The sequence below is a fragment of the Bacilli bacterium genome, from assembly GCA_036381315.1.
Taxonomy (GTDB): domain Bacteria; phylum Bacillota; class Bacilli; order Paenibacillales; family KCTC-25726; genus DASVDB01.
On the sequence record DASVDB010000137.1, the window covers coordinates 1 to 15,117 of the forward strand.

Here is a 15,117-nt window from a genome sequence, read left to right on the forward strand (position 1 = left end):
GTGCAGGGAGGCGGTCCCCCCGTATTAGCGCTGCCCAGGGAGGTTTAACGTTGCGCAGTGACGTTGCAGGCGCTGGAAGCTGGCCGCCTAAAGGCGGATGGTTAGACCCGGCGCATGGAACCTCATTTCCACCTGCATCAATGTCACTAACTCCTGTCTCATAGTGACATTATCTCAGAACAGTTACACCATGACATGATCACAGAATAATAACACACATGCGCTTTTTTTCTATTTGACAATCCCCTAAAACCTTGATAAACTAATGTTCGTGTCGATCGCGAACTGTTAGCTCAGCCGGGAGAGCGCTTCCTTGACAGGGAAGAGGTCACAGGTTCGAACCCTGTACAGTTCATATATTACAGAATCCCTTGAAGCTTTGGGCAACAAGGGATTTTTTTCATGAAACAGCTTCCGCCAACCCGTTACACACAAAAATTCATGTTAGGCTTTGCGACCACCCGTAGCTTTCAAACCAGCGGCTGCCCATGTAATTGGCAATCGCCTTGCGCACATAGGGGATCATCATGCCGTCCGGCAGGTCATGAAGCGAATACCAGATCAGTTCCGCGCATTTGTCCGGCTCGGCATTTACGATCTCTCCGCTCCAACGCGTCACTTCCACGAAAAAATCGAGCCGGTCACTGTCGGATTTGCGATGCATGACGCCGACCATGCGCACGTCCTGCGGATCAATGGTAATTCCCGCTTCCTCCTTCGCTTCGCGAACGGCGGCTTCCACGGCCTGCTCGCCTTTTTCCAAATGCCCCGCGACAACGCTGTATAGCCCATCGGCAAAACCGGTGTTTTGCCGTTTCAGCAGCAAGATTTCTTTATTTTTTACGATAAAAAGATGCACCGCCGCCGTTAATTTGCAATATTCATGCTTCATCCGGTTTGACCTCGTTTCTTGGCTTCGCCCGCAAATGCAGATTTTCCGGCTATTTGAGCGATTTCCGGTATCCTGCGGCTTTGGCCGCCTTTTCGCTGCAGAACATTTCCTCGGGTATCGTCTCGCTGTAATATTCGCCACCGGGCAAATGATATATTTTTTCGCCCTTGCTGTTGATATTTCCTTTTATGAGCGGTTTGGCGCAAGCGTCGTCACCGCCGCCCGCAATCGCCGCATTCGCCGCGTCGGCATTGCCGATGTTGCTTTGGGCGATATATGGGCTAATGGTCCGAAATTTTCCGGCATTGCTCCACATTTCGGAAAATTGCCTGGCAAACGCTTTGGCCACCTCTTCATTGCGGATGACCAGAAGAATTTCATCGTTTTCCGTGCTGGCCGCTTTTGAATAGTTGTATGATCCCGTAGTGGCGATTTCGTTGTCGGAAATCGTCATTTTCAAATGCATTAGCCCGCTATGGCTGTTGACCTTGATCGGAATGCCGGCGCTGCCCAATATTTTCAAAGCTTCTTTTTGCGCCTTTCCTTCCGATTGGATGCGGTCCGTTATGATGCGTACCTGTACACCGCGCATTTTCGCTTTTTTCAACGCATCAATTACATCCGGATATGTCAAACTATAAATGGCTAAATCCAATGTGGATTTGGCGGAATCGATCACGTCGATCAGCAATTTTTCCGGCTGTTGGCCCGCTTGCGTGAATGCCCACTGCAAATTGTCTTTCGGCACGTCCGCCGAAGTTGTCCATTTTGCATAAACGACGCCGCCCAATGCGACGGAAACGATGACTGCCAGTAAACCGGGTAATTTCCATGATTTTTTCATCGGGGCGCCTCCACGCACAAGTTGCTTTCATGACGAAAAATCCCCGCTAGCGGCAAGTAGCGGGGATCATCCTTCATAAATTTGGACTTTTTCATATCCTATTAGTCCGCAGCATCATCGTTGGGTGATGGGCCCTGCAGGACTCGAACCTGCGACCAATCGGTTATGAGCCGACCGCTCTAACCAACTGAGCTAAAGGCCCTTATGACCAGGCGCCAATACAGGAGCCGAAAAATTTGGTTGCGGGGGCAGGATTTGAACCTGCGGCCTTCGGGTTATGAGCCCGACGAGCTACCGGACTGCTCCACCCCGCGGCGACAGTGATTACTATACACCAAACAACAGCTTCAAGTCAAGCGCGAGCAGCCCATTTCAAGTATGCCGGTCACGGGATGTACCGCACGCCATAACGTCCTTTTCGCGACTGGAACACTTCCACTTCCCGCGGACTGTCATATCCGTAAATCCACCAATCTTCCTCCATGCGTTTTACCAAACAGCCCGCTTGAAATTTGCTATTGTACAATTTTCCCCAATATACCCATTTGGACATGGCGTCTGCCCTCCGTAAATCAACATTATGCCTATAGCATATCCACTTTCGCCTGCCTTCAATGGAAAAAGGACGCCCCGCCAAAAATTGGCCAAGGGCGTCTGCTGTTACACGGCGTTTTCTTTTGAATTGTCCGTGAATTCGTTAGCAAAGCGTTCCGCTTCGTCGCGGGTGTGGTGCGCGATTCGGCTGGAGGCTGATGCCGCAATGCCGGCGACAAGATCGTCAAGAAATGTATGAATGCCGTTGCCAGCTTTGGTGTCCAATTTTTTGATGATTCCTACTTTGTGTTTATCCAGGTGTCCGAAAGTGGTTACCGCGATGCTGCCGTAACCGAGCACGGAGCCCAATGCCAGCGTCTCATCGCAGCCGAACAAACTTTCGTCGTTTGCAACCAGAGATTGCAGCGGTTCGGACAACAATCCTTTCTCCGCCAACCGGTCAAGTTCGATGCCGACGAGTAGCGCGTGCTGCACTTCGCGTTTTTCCAAAACCGCGTGTACACTTTCGATACAGTCCTCTAGCGTCAAATTGCGATTGTAGGGCGCCTGCATCTCCAATGCGATCTTTGCGACGTCTTCGACGGCAACTCCGCGTTGCGCCAGCTGTTGCAGCGCCGCCGTTTTGACCTCGTTGCTTGGAACGATCCGTTTATTCATCCCCTCATCTCCTCAGTCAGAAACACCGATTACCCGAAGCGAAACCGGATGTAACCATTATAACATGCCGCAAGAAAAATTACCGCGCAATTACGCTCGTTTTGTTTTTCCCCATAATAACCGCTTCCGGCGGCGCGTCAGGATTTTCCTTGATTTTCTGCAAAATGACGTTGCCTTCACTCTGCCATTCGCCAAGCGCCTGTTTTACCGACTTTTGGCCCTGCAGCGCCTCCATGAATTTGGATTGTCCGATGTTTTGCGCCTGCCAAATGTTTGGTTTGTCCCGGAAAATCTTGTTGTTGTAAGGATTTTCAACAGGCGTAAGGGCAAAGAAAGCATCGATATTGTAATCCAGCCCTTCCTTCGGCTTGTTCAACTGTTTGCGCGCTACGAGATTATAGGAGCTTTCCGCTTTCAACTGCATCCACTTTTCACTGTTGATAAATTTGATCAGTTCCCATGCGTCATCTTTGTTTTGGGCGTTGGCGGCAATGCTCATGACGCCGTTGTACCAAATGTTTCCGCCGACTTGCGGATTGTCGGGATGCGTCGGCACCGTCACCAAATTCCAGCGGATCGGGTCCATATTCTCAATGCTGCCTGCCGTGATCGCTTTGTTTGCATTGATCAAATCATTGAGTTCGCCATTTTGGATAATCGTCATGGCCACCCTGCCGGAAAGAAAATTGTCGTAACTGAACGGGCCCGGCCTTCCCTCTCCCGCTGCCATCTTCATCATTTCTTGTTGGTCCTGTTGGCCCGGAATCACTTTTTCGTTCACCAGCGAAATGATTTTCTCCCAGGCGTTGGCCCATTGATCCGTATCGACGGTCATATGCTCTCCGGCCTCGTCAAATACCCGCAGATTGAGCGGAGCGGTATATTGCATCAAATCGTTGAACGGATCGCTGTACACGTACCGGTTAAAGCTGAACCCGTAAATATTCTTTTCAGGGTTTGCCACCCGTTTGGCCAGATCAAACATTTGATCCCAGGTCATATTGTCGGTCGGGTACCCTACTCCGGCGTCTTCAAATATTTGCTCGTTGTAGATAAGCGCGCTCGCCGAAAACATCGGCGCCAGGGCGTACAATTGCCCGTCCGTGCTCAGTTTTTTCAAACCTTCGATCACCGCCGGAACAAACTCGCTTAAATCCAATTTATCTTTCGTGATGAGCGGATCGAGCGGCGCAAAGCGGTTTTCCGCGACCAGATCGCGAATTTCATCCCCGTTTGAAATGATCAGGTCGGGAGGATTTGCGCCATCCATTACTTCCCTTAGCAAATCCAGCGGATCTTTCGGTCTTTCGCCGGGATTCAATTGTTTGTACTGGTAACCGTCTTCCTGTAACGGTACAAATTCAAGTTTCACATTTGGGTGCGTAAATTCAAATATATCGGTAAAGTTCGTGCGCAAATAATCGCTATTCGACCCATAATCAAAAGTTGAAGCGATGCGCAGCACCCTTTCCTGGTCTTCCTCTTTTGCGTTCCCCTTGCCGCAAGCCGCCAATAAAGGAACGGAAAGCAGCAACACCATCCCGATTGCCCACCATTTTTTCCAACGCAACATTGCTTGATTCATGCTTCATCCTCCCCAAGAGATTTCGGCGCTTTTATCAAAATCTTTTCACCGTCAAATTCCATTGACGCTTTATTGCCAATTTTCAGCCGTTCCAAAAATTCTTTCGGCACCTGCAGCCTGCCCATTTTATCCACAACTACATATTCCTCGTGGACTCCCTTATCACCGGCGCCAATCCGGTACCCGCGCTGATTGAACAGGTCAAGGTTCGGATTGCGCTTCACAAATTCGGTACTGGTCAAGCCGTCGCGGATGGCAACAACGCGGTCGACTTTACCCGCCAGCGACAAATCGTGCGTGACGATCACAATCGTAACGCCCAATTCGTTGTTCAATTTGCGGAAAATATCCATAATCAGATCGGACGTTTGCGTATCCACAGAGCCGGTCGGCTCATCGGCCAAAAGCAGTTTCGGGCGATTCGCCAAGGCGATGGAGATTGCCACCCGCTGCTGCTCGCCGCCGGAAAGCTGATGGAGCTTGTTGTGCATTCTGTCCTTAAGGCCGACCCATTCCAACAATTGTTTGGCGTACGATCGGTCCAGTTTGCCGTTTAACATCATCGGCATTTCCACGTTTTCCAAAGCCGTGAGATACGGCAGCAAATTGCGGGCGTTGTTTTGCCATATAAATCCGACTGTTTTGCGTTTGTACTCGACAAGTTCTTCATCGGTCATTTTTAGAAGATTCCATTCGCCAACCGTTACTTGCCCCGCCGAAGGGCGGTCAAGCCCGCCCAGGATGTTCAAAAGCGTGGACTTCCCGCTGCCGCTGTTGCCGATGATCGCCATCATTTCGCCGTCGTCGACATGGATGTTCAGTCCATGCAGGGCAACAACTTCGACGTCTTCGGATTTGTAAATTTTCACGAGGCTGTCGCAGGTTATCACTTATCACCGCTCCTCTCCCAATTTTACCGCCTGATGCACGCGCAATCTGCGAATATGCATAAGCAAAAGCGTCGCGCCGGCTATCAGCATGATCATGACGACAATGCCGATTTGCAGCGAATCTTTAAAATCGAAGACGACGCGGAACGGCGGAACCTGCATTTGCGAATCTTCGGTCGTTTGCAGGAAGGGCAAATACAAATAGCTTGCCAGTCTGCCGATCGCAAAGCCCAGCACGATGGATAAACCGGCGGTAAATACTTGTTCCAGCAACAGCATGCCGGTCAATTGCTTGCGGGAAAGCCCCATGGCGCGCAAAACGCCAAACTGCACCACCCTGCTCGACAAGTTGAAAAACCAATACAGCAAATATCCGATAAAGGAAATGGCAACCGAGACAAGAAAGCCAAGGCTTAAAATGCCAAACACGCCGCCGCGGGCGGGATGTTTCCGCTGCGTCAGCAATTCGTTCTTCACATTCTCGATCGCGGATATGGTGATGTCATGTTCCTGCAATTCCTGCACCGCGGGAGTAAGCATCGCGCCGTCTTTCATTTTCAGCCAAACTTCATATGGCATGAGCGGAACCTGATCGTAAATATAATCAAGATTGACGATAAAAAACGGCATTTGCTGCGGATACTCGGTCGGCCAATACGGAACGGTGCCAACCACGACAAATTCCACGGCTTGCTGCTGCAAGGAAATGGTGAACAAGTCGCCGGGTTTCAGCCGGTACTTTTCGGCGAAATCAGCCGATACGAGCGCCGCTGCCCCATTTAACTCATCATACGCGCCCAGCAGGTTCAAATATTGGCGGGGCGAATACGGAAACAAGTCGTTGCGAAACCAGGCCACCTTGGCAAAATCCACATTATCGATCCCCATGACCGCGCCCATGCCTACCGATCGGCCGGATACGACGACATTGCCTTTTGTGCGCAAAACGCGGGCAGCCGCTTCGACACCCGGCAAATGCCGAAAAATTTCAAACGGCGGTTCGACATACCGGATATTTGTATCGAAAGAAACGTCCGGACCGGGAAAACCGGGGGCTCCGCCATTCTGACCGCCGCCGTTTTGCCCGCCGTCTTGTCCGCTTTCATTGCCGCCGTTTTGCCCGCCGCCAGCGTTTCCGGGGTCTTGCGGCAAAGCGTCGCTCACGCCTTCCCAAACGGTTTGCACAATGACATCTGTGCCGTATTTGTATAACGTGCGTTCTGTAGAGTTCAAGTCAATGGTGCGCGCCGCCGATGAATCGTAAACTCCCAGGCCAAGCGTCAGGATTAGGAGCAGCATGAGCGGAAAATACGCTTTGGACGAGCGCGACAGTTGCGTCAGGGTCAAATATAGCGGCACCGGCAAGAACTTACCGCCCAATCGGTTGACGAGCCGCAAAATCCATGGAAAAATGCGCAAAAAACACAACCCGATCGCAAATATCGTGAGCGCCGGCACAAAAAACAGCAACGGATCCAATTGCAGCTGGTCGTTTGACAATCCCGTCGCAAAGCTGAGCATTTGCCGCTCATAGAACAAATACCAGCCGTATCCCGCGACGCAAAGCAGAGCCACATCCAGAAACCAGCGCTGCCAGAGCGGTTTGCGGTCAAGGCGCGCCATTTGCTGTTTTAATCCGACGATCGTCGAGCGGGCATACCGGATCGCCGGGATGACCGCCGCCAAAATCGCGATCAGAACGGCAGCCAACGCATACACAAATGTGCCCGCGGACACGTCAACGGGGATTGCCTTGCGGTCGACAAAAGTCAAAAACCCGCTGGAAGACCCGATGCTTTTTGCCATAAACCAGCCCACGAGCGGCCCAATGACCAGTGAAACGCCGCCAAGAATGAAACCTTCCAACAAAAATATCCAAATGATTTGCCGCGTGCTCGCGCCGCGGCTTCTTAGCACCGCAATATCGCTTTTTTGCCGTTCCAAAGACTGTCGCGAATTCATGACGATGAAATAAAACACCATGGCGATCATGGGCGCCGCAAGCGTAAACAACAGCATTTGCAATTGCACGCTCTGCCTTTTGAATTCGTCCAGCATGGGCGAAAACGAAAAATCGACCTTCGTATTTTTCAGCATCTGGTACAGATCGATATCGAGCCGCGATAACGTATTGGATAACGGCGTCAATTGGCTCGTTCTGATTTCGCGCAAATCGAAAGCATAATACCAGTTTGCGATCGTAAGCGGGATCTTTTTTTGTTTCAGCAACTGTTCCGTGAACACCTTGTCATTGACGATCAGGGCGTTCACCAGCGGGTTAAATCCTTGATACCAATACGGATCGCCTTCCTGTTTCGGCTTGAACGAGCCCACAACTTTTACCGTGAGCGGTTTGGCCCCGCCTTGCACGGGATATTTGAATTCATCGCCAACGGTAAAATCGTTGCGGTACATAGCCTCCTCATAGACAACCGCCTCAATGATCCCGTCCGCGCCGGCATCGGAATACATGCGGCCGTTTGTGATATCCACATGGCTTTCAAGATCGCCCATCGTGATCATATTCATCTGCCTGCGCTTGCTCGGGTCGACTTTATTGGGGTCGACGGGAGAAATTTGCGCGCCGCGAATCGATAACATTTCCGTGTAAGCGAAATAAGGAAATCCGATCTGCTTGGGAATTTCATTTTGAATGTAGTTTCTGACCGTTGCCAGGCTGTCAAGATCCGCCTTTTGGCTGCCGACAGCCTGATAACGCATCAGAATCGAGCCTGCGGGAAACCCGTCGTTTTTCTCCTGCAGCGATTTAGCCACAACCCGCTTCAACGCGCCGTCTGCATACATCGGAATGCTAAGCGTAAACGCCACGGCAAAAATCAACCCGACAAGCGTGGTGCCCGTCATCCAGCGGGTGTTCCACATTTTCCGAAAAAGAAAGCGAAACAGGGTCCTCCCCATCAGCGACCGACCACCTTCTGCCCCGGCTGTAATCCTTTCACAATCTCAACAAGCGTGGAGGTTTGTTGGCCGACTTCCACAGCCACTTCCCGTTTGCCGTCTTTATCCACTACCTGCACATAATTGCGCCCGGCATGCGTTCTGAGCGCCGACGCCGGTATCACAACGGCGTTTTCCTTGCGGTTTGTAATGATCGTGACGCTAAGCGGCGTGCCCCTTGCCATATTTTTCGGGAACTGGTCAATCTCGACCAATAAATAATCTTCGATCGACTCCTGTTTTGGCTGTTGCGGATTCGGGTTCCACGGATCATAAGGTCCGCGGTTGTTATTGTTGTTTGCGTTGCTGGCCGGCGAGGGCAGGCGTTTTACCTTGCCTTTGAACTGTCCGGCGTTGTTGATGTCCACTATCGCGTCCATGCCCACAGCGACTTTCTGCAAATCTTCGGCGCTGAATTTGGCCGCCACCGTCAACTTCGCCAGATCCGCCACAAGCGCAATCGGGTCGTAGGCTTGCACGGTGCTGCCTTTTTGCACCATCACGCTTACCACTGTGCCGGCAAACGGCGCGGTGATTTTCGCGTTATTGATTGCGTCTTGCATATCCTGCAGCTTTTGCCGCTGCAGTTCAAAGTCGATTTTTTTCTGTTCGAGTTCGCCCGGATCCAATTGATCGGCATTGCGCAACGTTTCAATCATCGGCAGTTCGTAATCCTTGCGAAACCGCAGCTTTTCCAGGCGATATTGCCGTTCCATGTCCGTTACGTCAATCTCCGCAATCAGTTGCCCTTTTTGCACCGCATCGCCGGATTTGACATATACCTCTTTGACGCGCCATTCCCCCTGGCTTGCGGCGGGGCTGCCGGATTCGCTGTTGGCGCCAATAAAATACAGCGTTTCTTCCTGCGTCGACATCAGCTTGCCGGTTGCGCGCACTTTCGTCTCCAGCGTTTGCGTAGTCACCGTATATTCGGGCTTTTTGGAAAGCGTCGGCGGCTTGATTGTGGGCAGCGCTTCTTCCTGCTCTTCTTTCGGCAACAGCGAGCAGCCCGCGGCGGAAATCGCAAGCGTCATGCCGATCGACAGCAAAAAGCCGCGTTTTAACCAGATCTTATGCTTGCAAAAACTTTCCATCCACCATTTCATAAACATGGTCTGCTACCTCCAAAATCGTAGGATCGTGTGTCGTCATACAAATTGTAATGTTTTCCGCGGCAATAATTTCCCGAAACATGGACATGATTTGCGCGCCCATTTGCGAGTCCAATTCGGCGGTAGGTTCATCGGCCAAAATGAGCGAAGGGCGATGCGCGATCGCCTTGGCAATCGCCACCCGCTGCTGTTCTCCGCCGGACAATTCAAACGGCCTGTGGTGCATCCGTTTAGTAAGACCGACCAGATCAAGACAATGCGCAATGCGATCTTTCCATTGCGCCTTCGGCAAGTTCGCCATGCGCAACGATAGTTCGACATTTTCCCACGCCGACAACAACGGCAAAAGCGCGTACGATTGAAAAATAAAGCCGATTTGCCGCCGTCTGATTTCCGTCCGCTGATCGTCATCCCACTGATGAAACGGATGATCCTGGAAAAAAATTTCCCCTTTGTCCGGTTGATCGAGACCGCCAATCAAATTCAGCAGCGTTGTTTTGCCCGAACCGGATCTTCCTCGCAGCATCACAAGCTGGCAAGGGTACAACTCCATATCGATGCCTTTCAGCACATGCAGCTTCTGTTGGCCAACCTCAAAGCTGCGCTCCACGCCGATTGCTTTCAGGAGCGGCTTATCCGGAGATAAATGGGTTGTGGCTTCCTTGTCTGCCAGGGCGATGCCTGATTTGGCGGGCGGAATGGCAGCACCGCGGGATGAAGCGCGTTTACGTATCGGCCATGTAAATGGCAGCCCTTTCACGTTATTGCATTCCCCTCTCATACTTATTGGAACCACTTGCACCAAATCTGCTAAGGCAACCTTTAACGGACGTAGGAGAGCTTATTTTGCGAAAATTGCCCGCTTTTTGATTCTAACGGTCGTAGGAGCGCCTATTCTGGCATTTTTCCTGATATTCGGGCATGGAAACAATCATTAGCCTCCACTGTGTCCGTTACAATTTCAAATCAGCCTTTTTTCGGCAAATAGCCTCTGCTGCGTCCGTTAGCGGTGTGAAGGTAGGCGATCCTCCCGTTTTTACTTTGCACAGCGCAGCGTACCCGCGTTTTAGGTTGCGCAGTGAGGCGGTACCTCGCTTTCGCGATGCGCAAGGAGGTGCTCAGCCGTTTTCGCGTGCGCAGGGAGGCTTAACATTACCAAAGTTCGCGTGCGCAGGGAGGCTTAACATTACCAAAGTGTATGCGCTGGAAGCTGATCGCCTAAAGGCGACAAGTTTAAGCCCGGCACATGGAAACCGGAATTATGTACAAATATTTAAACGCAAACGATTCCCAAAAAGTTACACTCTTAACGAAAAAAAATTATTTATTCTGATGTTGCCGCCGAATATCATACATAAATAATAGATTACTTTTGTCATATTGACTAGAAATATATAATTTTTTAGTATAAAAAAGACAAAAAAAGCAGCAGAAAACCAGAATATTCGAGGATGAACCAAATATGAAAACAAGATGTACTCAAACCATTATCCGTATCAAGAGAGGATTCTTGAGGTCCCATATCCTTAAGATCATGGGGTAAAGCTAGGCTTTAACGGTCGCAGGAGAGCTTATTTTGCGCAAAATGCCACCTTTTTGATTCTAACGGACGTGGGAGAGCCTATTCTTGCCTATTTCCCGATATTCAGGCATGGAAACGACAAATAGCCTCCACTGTGTCCGTTACAATTTCAAATCAGCCTTTTTTCGGCAAATAGCCTCTGCTGCGTCCTTTAGCGGTGTGAAGTGAAGAATGTGCAGGAAAGCATACTTGGGAATTTATCAAATATCTTCATGGCGACGAATTCGCCAAAAATCATGCGGAACAGCCGCAATTTATCCATGACGGGCTACCTGCCCGAACAAAATATATTAACAAGGTTGAAGGGCGCGATATGGAGCCATTTTATGAATTAGACGCCGCAGCCCTTACTCGCAACCCATACAAAGACTCACCCGGATATCGTCATGTCGTTTACAAAAGCCGCAAACCAAGAAATCAATACGGTGCTAAAAGGCGAAAAAACAGTGGATCAGGCGCTTGCGTCGCTGGAGATTGTTGGCCGACAAGCGGTGGATACGGCGCGCATAAACCTGTCGGCCCAACCGTAAGCAGGCCATAGGCAGCCGACAAATCGGCTTGCCCCCCGCATCATCCCGCTTTCCATTTATAAAACCGCGAGCCGATCAGGAATGTGACGACGCCCCAAGCGGCCATCACCGCGACATTCAACCATATGTTTGCATGCGCCACACTCGTCCCGTAAACCATGCTTTCGCGGATGCCGTTCACGAAATAAGTTAGCGGGATTGCGTCGGCTATCGGCTTGATATAACCGGGCAGCATGCTGTAATCAAAAAACACGCCGCTTAAAAACATCATGATAAAGCTTGCCAGGTTGGCAATCCCCATGTAGCCTTCCATCGCTTTGCTGAACGAGGCAATCATAAAGCCAAACGCGGTAAACGAAAGCGTGCCGATGACAAAGGTCAACAGGAAAGCGGGCACATTCACGGCAAAACCGGCTCCGAACGCGATGCCGATGCCAACCAGGATCACGACTTGAATCAACGCCAAAATAAACCGGACCAACACATCGCTGATACCCAAAACCTGAATGCTTACGGGAGTCAACTTCAACCGCTTCAACATGCCGTTGCGGCGCATTTCCACCAGTCCGACCATGCCGAACAGGCCCGATTGCGCAATCGAGAGCGCCAACAGCCCGGTCACCAGAAAATCTGTCGAATCCAGCTTGCGTTCGCTGGCGGACAAGTAATCCGTCTGCAAATGATATGCCGGTTGCACGTTGGCGATAGCATAATTGACTTGTTGCAGCACATGATTCAAAATGCCGGCCAATGCCTGGTCAAGCGTGCTGTTTTGCTTTTCCGCGTTGAGCAAAAGACTTACGCCCCCGCCTTCCGCCGTCGTCGGCAAAACGATTGCGGCGTCGACCTCTTTATCTTTGACCCATTTTTCGGCTTCTTCTTTTGTCACCGGCTCTTTTGTTTTCCACTCGAGCGCCGGAATTTGCCGCAACGTTTGCGCAAGCTGCGATGTTGCCGGATTTTCATTTTCCATGACGAGCGCAACGTTGGCGGAAAACGCCTCATCCTCCGGAGCGGCGAATATCGTTAAAAAGATGATCAACAGCAGCACCGGAAATCCGATTGACCAAAACCAGACCGCTTTTTCCCGAAACGTTGTCTTTAGCTGGGCAAAAAATATTTTCCGCACTTGCTTAACCATCAGTCACGCCACTCCTTTCCCGTAAAGGCGATAAATACGTCTTCCAAACTCATGTCCGTGATCGAAATTTGCGCGACCAATACCGAATGCTGCGCCGTGTAATGAAACAAATGATAGAGCGTTTGTTCCGGACTGGTGGACCAAATGCGCAAACGGTTTTGGACGCGGGCCGTTCTGGTAACCGCCGGAAGTCCTTTGGCCTGTTCGGTCACGGCAGTTACGGTCCTATCATCGGCCTCCAGCAAAAGATCGATCTCCCTTTCCTTGGTCAGGCTGCGGATCAGATTTTGTGCGGTGTCCATCGCGACAATTTTTCCCTGGTCGACAATGCAGACGCGGCTGCTCAACTTTTCCGCTTCCTCCATATAATGTGTCGTCAAGATTGTCGTCTTCCCCATTTCTTTCAACTTCAATACGATATCCCAAATATTCCGCCGCGCTTGCGGATCGAGTCCGGTCGTCGGCTCATCCAGAAACAAAATTTCCGGGTCGTTGATCATCGCAAGCCCGATCGCCAGACGCTGCCGCTGCCCGCCGGAAAGATGCTTGACCCGTTTGTTGCGATGGTCCGTTAAATTGATCAACTCCATGATTTCGTCAACCGGGCGCGACTTTTCATAGAGGCCGGCAAACGTATCCAGATTCTCGTAAACGGTCAGCAGATCGTAAACAGCGCTCGTCTGCGGCTGGACGCCGATCCGCTGCTTGATTTTCCCCTCATGCCGCGCCCAGTTCATGCCCAAAATGTTGATTTCCCCTTGATCCGGCTGCTGCATTCCTTCGATCATTTCCAAAGTGGTCGTTTTGCCCGCTCCGTTCGGGCCGATAATCGTAAACACTTCGCCCGGTTCGACCGCAAAGCTGATTTGCTTTACCGCCACAACGGAACCGAATGTTTTGCGCAGATTTGAAACTTCCAATACCGCCAATTGGCTTCCTCCTTCCGCGAACATTCACAAGCACATCTTACCATCGCTCACGGTCATAAAAAAACCGCCCCGAGAACCTGATCAAATCAGCCTCGAGACGGATTTTTTACAAACATTAAACGCCAAAATGTTCCGGATCTTCACGCCATGCGCGCAATGCCGCCAAATCCCGTTCCTTGACCGCGCCCTTTTGCAGCGCCGCCTGCAAGAGCGTCGCATAATCGGATAACGACTGCACGGGAATCCCCGCAGCGGCGAACGCTTTCCTGGCTGCTTCCAACTGATAGGAAAAAATCGCGATTACGCCAAGCGCCTTGCCTCCCGCTTCATTGACCGCCTGCGCCACTTTGAGCGAACTTCCGCCGGTAGATACAAGATCCTCGATGACGACCGTTTTCTGCCCCGGTTTCAACACGCCCTCAATCCGGTTTTGCTTCCCGTGTCCTTTCGCTTTGTCCCGCACATAGATCATCGGCAGCTGCAGTTTTTGCGCGACCCATGCCGCATGCGGAATTCCGCCGGTTGCCGCCCCGGCAATGAGCTCGGCTCCGGGATAATTCGCCCGGATGGCGGAAACGAAAGCTTCGGCGATAAATTCGCGGATATCGGGATACGATATCGTCAACCGATTGTCGCAATAGATCGGTGATTTCAACCCCGACGACCAGGTAAACGGCTCTTCGGGACGTAGCACGACGGCGCCAATATCCAAAAGCCGCGAGGCAATTTCCACTTTCAGATCGCTCATTTAAGTCAATTCCTCCAATATGGTTTCCAGTGCTTGCCGCGGATCGGCGGATGCCGTGATGGGGCGCCCGATCACGATGTAGTCCGATCCGTTGGCGATTGCTTCGCGCGGCGTCATCACACGCATTTGATCGCCTTTGCCGGCCCAAATAGGCCGAATGCCCGGCGTCACGGTTACAAAGTCGCGCCCGCAAGCCTGCTTGATTTCCGGCACTTCCAGCGCGGAGGCAACCACCCCGTGCAAGCCCGCTTGCCGGGCTAACCGCGCATATTTCCTGACGGCTTCCGCTATCGTTCCCGGTATGCCGATTTGCCCGTTCAACACCTGTTGATTTGTGCTCGTCAACTGCGTCACGGCAATCAGGACAGGGCGTTCTAACCCGTTTTCGCGCGCCAAGGCCTCCTCCACGCCTTCGCTCGCCGCTTCCATCATGGCAATTCCGCCGGCGGCGTGCACGTTGAACATGTCCACGCCCAATCGCGTGATGCTCCTGGCGGCGCCTTTTACCTGGTGCGGTATGTCGTGCAACTTCAAGTCCAGAAATACCCGATAGCCTTTTTCTTTCAACGTGGCAATAAATTGCGGCCCGGCAGCATAAAACAGCTGCATTCCCACTTTCAGCATGCAGGGGATGCCTTGCAGCGCGGCCAAAAGTTCATTGGCCTCCGCCGGCCCGGGATAATCCAGCGCAACA

General features: G+C 51.5%; 14 protein-coding genes and 3 tRNA genes. 2 read left to right on the forward strand and 15 right to left on the reverse strand.

The window, feature by feature from the left end:
- The first annotated feature begins 282 nt into the window (after nucleotides 1–282).
- A tRNA-Val gene (locus tag VF260_10055) sits at nucleotides 283–355 on the forward strand.
- Between the two features lie 84 nt (nucleotides 356–439).
- On the opposite strand, the gene VF260_10060 is transcribed toward VF260_10055, so the two are convergent.
- The 11 genes from VF260_10060 to VF260_10110 all read right to left on the reverse strand — a co-directional run bounded on the left by VF260_10060 (nucleotide 440) and on the right by VF260_10110 (nucleotide 10,166).
- On the reverse strand, nucleotides 440–892 hold the full coding sequence (locus tag VF260_10060; protein ID HEX7057522.1) for an NUDIX domain-containing protein: 453 nt from the start codon (nucleotides 890–892) through the stop codon (nucleotides 440–442).
- A gap of 49 nt (nucleotides 893–941) precedes the next feature.
- Nucleotides 942–1,736 carry a phospholipase D-like domain-containing protein gene (locus VF260_10065; protein ID HEX7057523.1) on the reverse strand — a complete coding sequence of 265 codons (795 nt, stop codon included), beginning with the start codon at nucleotides 1,734–1,736 and terminating at the stop codon, nucleotides 942–944.
- A 128-nt stretch (nucleotides 1,737–1,864) separates the two neighbouring features.
- Nucleotides 1,865–1,938 (reverse strand) — tRNA-Ile (locus tag VF260_10070).
- Between the two features lie 35 nt (nucleotides 1,939–1,973).
- A tRNA-Met gene (locus VF260_10075) sits at nucleotides 1,974–2,050 on the reverse strand.
- Nucleotides 2,051–2,121: 71 nt separating this feature from the next.
- Nucleotides 2,122–2,289 carry a hypothetical protein gene (locus VF260_10080; GenBank protein ID HEX7057524.1) on the reverse strand — a complete coding sequence of 56 codons (168 nt, stop codon included), beginning with the start codon at nucleotides 2,287–2,289 and terminating at the stop codon, nucleotides 2,122–2,124.
- A gap of 107 nt (nucleotides 2,290–2,396) precedes the next feature.
- Nucleotides 2,397–2,948 (reverse strand): phosphatidylglycerophosphatase A, encoded by a 552-nt coding sequence (locus VF260_10085; GenBank protein HEX7057525.1) that lies wholly within the window; start codon nucleotides 2,946–2,948, stop codon nucleotides 2,397–2,399.
- A gap of 79 nt (nucleotides 2,949–3,027) precedes the next feature.
- Complete coding sequence (locus VF260_10090) at nucleotides 3,028–4,533, reverse strand: extracellular solute-binding protein (GenBank protein ID HEX7057526.1); 1,506 nt, start codon at nucleotides 4,531–4,533, stop codon at nucleotides 3,028–3,030.
- Nucleotides 4,530–5,423, reverse strand: coding sequence for an ABC transporter ATP-binding protein (locus VF260_10095; protein ID HEX7057527.1), 894 nt, complete (start codon nucleotides 5,421–5,423; stop codon nucleotides 4,530–4,532). Before VF260_10095 ends, VF260_10090 begins: the two co-directional genes overlap by 4 nt.
- A 3-nt stretch (nucleotides 5,424–5,426) precedes the next feature.
- Nucleotides 5,427–8,342, reverse strand: coding sequence for an FtsX-like permease family protein (locus VF260_10100; GenBank protein HEX7057528.1), 2,916 nt, complete (start codon nucleotides 8,340–8,342; stop codon nucleotides 5,427–5,429).
- On the reverse strand, nucleotides 8,342–9,493 hold the full coding sequence (locus VF260_10105; protein ID HEX7057529.1) for an efflux RND transporter periplasmic adaptor subunit: 1,152 nt from the start codon (nucleotides 9,491–9,493) through the stop codon (nucleotides 8,342–8,344). The genes VF260_10100 and VF260_10105 overlap by 1 nt, the downstream gene beginning before the upstream one ends.
- On the reverse strand, nucleotides 9,453–10,166 hold the full coding sequence (locus VF260_10110; protein HEX7057530.1) for an ABC transporter ATP-binding protein: 714 nt from the start codon (nucleotides 10,164–10,166) through the stop codon (nucleotides 9,453–9,455). The genes VF260_10105 and VF260_10110 overlap by 41 nt, the downstream gene beginning before the upstream one ends.
- Nucleotides 10,167–11,461: 1,295 nt before the next feature.
- Between VF260_10110 and VF260_10115 the strand changes: the two genes are divergently transcribed.
- Nucleotides 11,462–11,605, forward strand: coding sequence for a hypothetical protein (locus tag VF260_10115; protein ID HEX7057531.1), 144 nt, complete (start codon nucleotides 11,462–11,464; stop codon nucleotides 11,603–11,605).
- A 40-nt stretch (nucleotides 11,606–11,645) separates the two neighbouring features.
- Here the strand turns inward: VF260_10115 and VF260_10120 are convergent, their stop codons facing one another.
- The 4 genes from VF260_10120 to pyrF form a co-directional block, all read right to left on the reverse strand.
- Complete coding sequence (locus VF260_10120) at nucleotides 11,646–12,746, reverse strand: ABC transporter permease (GenBank protein ID HEX7057532.1); 1,101 nt, start codon at nucleotides 12,744–12,746, stop codon at nucleotides 11,646–11,648.
- Nucleotides 12,746–13,675: an ABC transporter ATP-binding protein gene (locus VF260_10125; protein ID HEX7057533.1), complete on the reverse strand. Its 930-nt coding sequence runs from the start codon at nucleotides 13,673–13,675 to the stop codon at nucleotides 12,746–12,748. The genes VF260_10120 and VF260_10125 overlap by 1 nt, the downstream gene beginning before the upstream one ends.
- 115 nt (nucleotides 13,676–13,790) lie before the next feature.
- Nucleotides 13,791–14,423, reverse strand: a complete 633-nt coding sequence (pyrE, locus tag VF260_10130; GenBank protein ID HEX7057534.1) for an orotate phosphoribosyltransferase — start codon at nucleotides 14,421–14,423, stop codon at nucleotides 13,791–13,793.
- Nucleotides 14,424–15,117, reverse strand: a 694-nt coding sequence (gene pyrF / locus VF260_10135; protein ID HEX7057535.1) for an orotidine-5'-phosphate decarboxylase, incomplete at its 5' end; no start/stop codon positions are given.

Excerpts from the sequence above, each read along its gene's own strand:
- VF260_10115 (HEX7057531.1), top strand. The coding sequence starts at position 11,462 with ATGTCGTTTACAAAAGCCGCAAACCAAGAAATCAATACGGTGCTAAAA.
- VF260_10080 (HEX7057524.1), bottom strand. The coding sequence starts at position 2,289 with ATGTCCAAATGGGTATATTGGGGAAAATTGTACAATAGCAAATTTCAA.
- VF260_10060 (HEX7057522.1), bottom strand. The coding sequence starts at position 892 with ATGAAGCATGAATATTGCAAATTAACGGCGGCGGTGCATCTTTTTATC.
- VF260_10100 (HEX7057528.1), bottom strand. The coding sequence starts at position 8,342 with ATGGGGAGGACCCTGTTTCGCTTTCTTTTTCGGAAAATGTGGAACACC.
- VF260_10065 (HEX7057523.1), bottom strand. The coding sequence starts at position 1,736 with ATGAAAAAATCATGGAAATTACCCGGTTTACTGGCAGTCATCGTTTCC.
- VF260_10085 (HEX7057525.1), bottom strand. The coding sequence starts at position 2,948 with ATGAATAAACGGATCGTTCCAAGCAACGAGGTCAAAACGGCGGCGCTG.
- VF260_10090 (HEX7057526.1), bottom strand. The coding sequence starts at position 4,533 with ATGAATCAAGCAATGTTGCGTTGGAAAAAATGGTGGGCAATCGGGATG.
- VF260_10105 (HEX7057529.1), bottom strand. The coding sequence starts at position 9,493 with ATGTTTATGAAATGGTGGATGGAAAGTTTTTGCAAGCATAAGATCTGG.
- pyrE (HEX7057534.1), bottom strand. The coding sequence starts at position 14,423 with ATGAGCGATCTGAAAGTGGAAATTGCCTCGCGGCTTTTGGATATTGGC.
- VF260_10120 (HEX7057532.1), bottom strand. The coding sequence starts at position 12,746 with ATGGTTAAGCAAGTGCGGAAAATATTTTTTGCCCAGCTAAAGACAACG.